The sequence below is a fragment of the Mesorhizobium sp. M0217 genome (genome assembly GCF_040321955.1).
Taxonomy (GTDB): Bacteria; Pseudomonadota; Alphaproteobacteria; order Rhizobiales; family Rhizobiaceae; genus Mesorhizobium.
Window position 1 is genome coordinate 1 of record NZ_JAMYSN010000056.1, and the last position, 5,987, is coordinate 5,987.

Here is a 5,987-nt window from a genome sequence, read left to right on the forward strand (position 1 = left end):
GTAAGCCTGGGCCTATGAACAGGATGGCTTACACATAGGTATATGGCTGACCAAATGAAAGGGCCGCTTGCGCGGCCCGTGATCCCTTGGCGGGCCTTTTCGTAGAGAGAAGATTTCAGTTTCATCCGGTTTGCGGATGAGAGTTCAACGTGCGTTTTGCAGACCTGGCAGCGACCTACTCTCCCGCGTCTTGAGACGAAGTACCATCAGCGCTGGAGCGTTTCACGGCCGAGTTCGGAATGGGATCGGGTGCAGCCGCTCCGCCATAACCACCAGGTCGGCAAAACGCACGTTATATCGAGAAGCTGTTTTTTCGTGCCAAGGCGACGTTTGTGTCTAGCTAACGGAGAAAGTCCGCAAGCGCGACTGCGCGTCGCCGGTTTTCCGGCGCCCTCGCGGAGCATAGACCCTGTTAAGGGCCGCTCATGCGTGAGCGCTGGTCAGATCATCGTGTTTCACGATGAGCATAAGGAATGAGAACGATCAAGCCGATCGAACTATTAGTACCGGTAAGCTTCAAGCGTTGCCGCTCTTCCACACCCGGCCTATCAACGTGGTCGTCTTCCACGGTTCTCAGGGAATACTCGTTTTAAGGTGGGTTTCCCGCTTAGATGCCTTCAGCGGTTATCCCGTCCGGATATAGCTACCCTGCTATGCGGCTGGCGCCACAACAGGTCCACCAGAGATCCGTCCATCCCGGTCCTCTCGTACTAGGGACAGATCCTTTCAATATTCCTACACCCACGGCAGATAGGGACCGAACTGTCTCACGACGTTCTGAACCCAACTCACGTACCGCTTTAAATGGCGAACAGCCATACCCTTGGGACCTGCTCCAGCCCCAGGATGCGATGAGTCGACATCGAGGTGCCAAACAACCCCGTCGATATGGACTCTTGGGGGTCATCAGCCTGTTATCCCCGGCGTACCTTTTATCCGTTGAGCGATGGCCCTTCCACGCGGGACCACCGGATCACTATGACCGACTTTCGTCTCTGCTCGACTTGTCAGTCTCGCAGTCAGGCAGGCTTATGCCATTGCACTCAGCGAACGATTTCCGACCGTTCTGAGCCCACCATCGCGCGCCTCCGTTACTCTTTAGGAGGCGACCGCCCCAGTCAAACTACCCACCATACATTGTCCCGGACCCGGATAACGGGCCGCGGTTAGACATCCATAGTAATAAGGGTGGTATTTCAAGGGTGGCTCCACCTGAGCTGGCGCCCAGGTTTCAAAGCCTACCACCTATCCTACACATGCCACTACGAATGCCAATGTAAAGCTATAGTAAAGGTGCACGGGGTCTTTCCGTCTAACCGCAGGAACCCCGCATCTTCACGGGGAATTCAATTTCACTGAGTCTATGCTGGAGACAGCGGGGAAGTCGTTACGCCATTCGTGCAGGTCGGAACTTACCCGACAAGGAATTTCGCTACCTTAGGACCGTTATAGTTACGGCCGCCGTTTACTGGGGCTTCGATTCAGAGCTTGCACCCCTCCTCTTAACCTTCCAGCACCGGGCAGGCGTCAGACCCTATACGTCGTCTTGCGACTTCGCAGAGCCCTGTGTTTTTGATAAACAGTCGCTACCCCCTGGTCTGTGCCACCCTCCTCTACTTGCGTAGAAAAGGGTCACGCTTCTTCCGAAGTTACGCGTGCAATTTGCCGAGTTCCTTCAGCATAGTTCTCTCAAGCGCCTTGGTATACTCTACCTGACCACCAGTGTCGGTTTCGGGTACGGTTTATAAGGAGGAGCTATTTCCTGGAACCGCTCCGCTGCCCGTTCAATCCGATAAGATTGGACAACTTGTGCGATCCGTCACTACCTCCAAGCCCACGAATATTAACGTGGTTCCCATCGACTACGCGTTTCCGCCTCGTCTTAGGGGCCGGCTAACCCTGCTCAGATTAGCTTTAAGCAGGAACCCTTGGTCTTTCGGCGGGGGAGTCTCTCACTCCCCTTACGTTACTCATGTCAGCATTCGCACTTCTGATACCTCCACCACCCCTCACGGGTATGGCTTCGTCAGCTTACAGAACGCTCCGCTACCGCTTGGCCCTTGCGGACCAAACCCTAAGCTTCGGTGTATGGCTTTAGCCCCGTTACATTTTCGGCGCAAAGACCCTTATTTAGACCAGTGAGCTGTTACGCTTTCTTTAAATGATGGCTGCTTCTAAGCCAACATCCTGGTTGTTTTGGGATCCTCACATCCTTTCCCACTTAGCCATAACTTGGGGACCTTAGCTGTAGGTCAGGGTTGTTTCCCTTTTCACGACGGACGTTAGCACCCGCCGTGTGTCTGCCGACTAGTACTCCCAGGTATTCGGAGTTTGGTTAGGTTTGGTAATCCGGTGAGGACCCCTAGCCCATCCAGTGCTCTACCCCCTGGGGTATTCGGTCGACGCTCTACCTAAATAGATTTCGCGGAGAACCAGCTATTTCCGAGTTTGATTGGCCTTTCACCCCTAGCCACAAGTCATCCCGAACTATTGCAACAGTTATGGGTTCGGTCCTCCAGTAAGTGTTACCTTACCTTCAACCTGCTCATGGCTAGATCACTCGGTTTCGGGTCTAATGCGACGAACTGAACGCCCTGTTCAGACTCGCTTTCGCTGCGCCTACACCTAGCGGTTTAAGCTTGCTCGTCACACTAAGTCGCTGACCCATTATACAAAAGGTACGTGGTGACCCTTGCGGGCTCCCACTGTTTGTAGGCAATCGGTTTCAGGTACTCTTTCACTCCCCTTGTCGGGGTGCTTTTCACCTTTCCCTCACGGTACTAGTTCGCTATCGGTCATGCACGAGTACTTAGGCTTGGAAGGTGGTCCTCCCAATTTCAGACAGGATTTCACGTGTCCCGCCTTACTCGAGGACGATTGATTGCATTACGCGTACGGGGCTGTCACCCACTATGGCCCTACTTTCCAGAAGGTTCCGCTTGTCTCTCAATCGCCACTGGCCTGGTCCGGGTTCGCTCGCCACTACTTCCGGAGTCTCGGTTGATGTCCTTTCCTACGGGTACTTAGATGTTTCAGTTCCCCGCGTTCGCCACTTTATCCCTATGTATTCAGGATAAGTTACCTATTATCGATACTTGGAAACCACAGTAGCAGATCGCTCTGCTACTCTGATTTTCCAAGTACCTTAGGTGGGTTTCCCCATTCGGAAATCTACGGATCAAAGGGTATTCGCACCTCCCCGTAGCTTATCGCAGCGTATCACGTCCTTCATCGCCTGTGCATGCCAAGGCATCCACCAATTGCCCTTAAGACACTTGATCGTTCTCATTGCCAATGCCCATCCGCGCAATCCGAAGGATTGTCGCTTCAGCCTCTCCCTTGCGGGGTTGGCGTCCGCGCAATTCCAAAGGAATTGTCGCCTGAACCGGATCCTGTGCGGGATCCAAATTCGATGTCATTGGCACAAAAAGACCAGCTTCTCGAGATCGGTTCGAGGGTGCGGTTAGGCAAACCCATCATATGCGGGAGATTGAGCGTCTCCCGCGACAAATCACGAACCTTTCGGCTCATGAAGTTCGAACAAATCTTCTCTTTACGATGTCAAAACAGAACAAGCGGCAAGCCAAGAAGCTCACCACAAACCTTTATACGAATGACTTTTTCACCACCTCCTCGACACCCCTTCTTCGCCTCAAAGACAAGAAAGTGGTGGAGCCGGACGGGATCGAACCGACGACATCCTGCTTGCAAAGCAGGCGCTCTCCCAGCTGAGCTACGGCCCCTGATAACTTGCTCCCGCATAATGGTATCGAGACTGGAGCGACGATCCCTACGGGATCGCGCTGGAGCTCAACTTCCACATCGAGGCTGAAGCGACGATCCCTGCGGGATCGCGCAAGTGGTGGGCCTGGGAGGACTTGAACCTCCGACCTCACGCTTATCAAGCGCGCGCTCTAACCAACTGAGCTACAAGCCCTAAAGACCGCGCTCTGCCAGTAACGAGCTGGGTGACATCGAGGCAAAACCTCGCAAGGCCGACCGGCCGTCGCGGCTTATGCCGCGCCCTCGCGGAGCGCCAGCGGCCCAAAGGGCCGCGGTACGGCGCGCGAGCGCTGATCCAAAGTCATTCGCTGAAGAAAGAGAAACGAAGGCGGCAGACCCGCTTAAGGTATGCGCGACGGTAAGAGTGACTCTCTTCCGTCTTGTTCCAAGAGAACTGAAAGGCAGAGGCCCATCATCTCTCATCCGAAGACGAGCGATTAAGCGTTTCCATTAGAGTTCTTCCTTAGAAAGGAGGTGATCCAGCCGCAGGTTCCCCTACGGCTACCTTGTTACGACTTCACCCCAGTCGCTGACCCTACCGTGGTCGCCTGCCTCCTTGCGGTTAGCACAGCGCCTTCGGGTAAAACCAACTCCCATGGTGTGACGGGCGGTGTGTACAAGGCCCGGGAACGTATTCACCGCGGCATGCTGATCCGCGATTACTAGCGATTCCAACTTCATGCACTCGAGTTGCAGAGTGCAATCCGAACTGAGATGGCTTTTGGAGATTAGCTCGACCTCGCGGTCTCGCTGCCCACTGTCACCACCATTGTAGCACGTGTGTAGCCCAGCCCGTAAGGGCCATGAGGACTTGACGTCATCCCCACCTTCCTCTCGGCTTATCACCGGCAGTCCCCTTAGAGTGCCCAACTTAATGCTGGCAACTAAGGGCGAGGGTTGCGCTCGTTGCGGGACTTAACCCAACATCTCACGACACGAGCTGACGACAGCCATGCAGCACCTGTCACCGGTCCAGCCGAACTGAAGGTTCCCATCTCTGGAAACCGCGACCGGGATGTCAAGGGCTGGTAAGGTTCTGCGCGTTGCTTCGAATTAAACCACATGCTCCACCGCTTGTGCGGGCCCCCGTCAATTCCTTTGAGTTTTAATCTTGCGACCGTACTCCCCAGGCGGGAAGCTTAATGCGTTAGCTGCGCCACCGACAAGTAAACTTGCCAACGGCTAGCTTCCATCGTTTACAGCGTGGACTACCAGGGTATCTAATCCTGTTTGCTCCCCACGCTTTCGCACCTCAGCGTCAGTACCGAGCCAGTGAGCCGCCTTCGCCACTGGTGTTCCTCCGAATATCTACGAATTTCACCTCTACACTCGGAATTCCACTCACCTCTCTCGGACTCGAGATACCCAGTATCAAAGGCAGTTCCGGGGTTGAGCCCCGGGATTTCACCCCTGACTTAAATATCCGCCTACGTGCGCTTTACGCCCAGTAATTCCGAACAACGCTAGCCCCCTTCGTATTACCGCGGCTGCTGGCACGAAGTTAGCCGGGGCTTCTTCTACGGTTACCGTCATTATCTTCACCGTTGAAAGAGCTTTACAACCCTAGGGCCTTCATCACTCACGCGGCATGGCTGGATCAGGCTTTCGCCCATTGTCCAATATTCCCCACTGCTGCCTCCCGTAGGAGTTTGGGCCGTGTCTCAGTCCCAATGTGGCTGATCATCCTCTCAGACCAGCTATGGATCGTCGCCTTGGTAGGCCATTACCCCACCAACTAGCTAATCCAACGCGGGCTCATCCATCTCCGATAAATCTTTCTCCCGAAGGACGTATACGGTATTAGCTCCAGTTTCCCGGAGTTGTTCCGTAGAGATGGGTAGATTCCCACGCGTTACTCACCCGTCTGCCGCTCCTCTTGCGAGGCGCTCGACTTGCATGTGTTAAGCCTGCCGCCAGCGTTCGTTCTGAGCCAGGATCAAACTCTCAAGTTTTGAAACTTTGATTGGCTTTTATCTGGTCACGCTTTGAATTGACGAGAACATTCACACCTAGACACATCAGTGCCTTGGTAGACTTTATTCTCTCAAAACGTGTCCGCCAAAGTCTCGTTCGAACCTTCTATCCCTGGCGGGATAAGAGGTTCAGCAGGACTCTGCCGCCCACGTTTCTCTTTCTTCAATATTCAATTTTCAAAGAACAGACATCACTTCACGCAATGTCGTGGCCCGTTCCACCTCTGGCTT

The 5,987-nt window shown here is 54.2% G+C and carries 2 tRNA genes and 3 rRNA genes; all 5 read right to left on the reverse strand.

Annotation, left to right across the window (positions count from 1 at the left end):
- Positions 1–162: 162 nt before the first annotated feature.
- Positions 163–277: ribosomal RNA gene (gene rrf, locus NKJ18_RS32780) — 5S ribosomal RNA — on the reverse strand.
- Positions 278–479: 202 nt separating this feature from the next.
- Positions 480–3,281, reverse strand: a 23S ribosomal RNA gene (locus NKJ18_RS32785).
- 386 nt (positions 3,282–3,667) lie between these two features.
- Positions 3,668–3,743, reverse strand: a tRNA-Ala gene (locus NKJ18_RS32790).
- 117 nt (positions 3,744–3,860) lie between these two features.
- Positions 3,861–3,937 (reverse strand) — tRNA-Ile (locus tag NKJ18_RS32795).
- A gap of 313 nt (positions 3,938–4,250) precedes the next feature.
- Positions 4,251–5,735: ribosomal RNA gene (locus tag NKJ18_RS32800) — 16S ribosomal RNA — on the reverse strand.
- Together the 16S, 23S and 5S rRNA genes with 2 tRNA genes alongside form the textbook arrangement of a ribosomal RNA operon.
- Between the last annotated feature and the right edge of the window lie 252 nt (positions 5,736–5,987).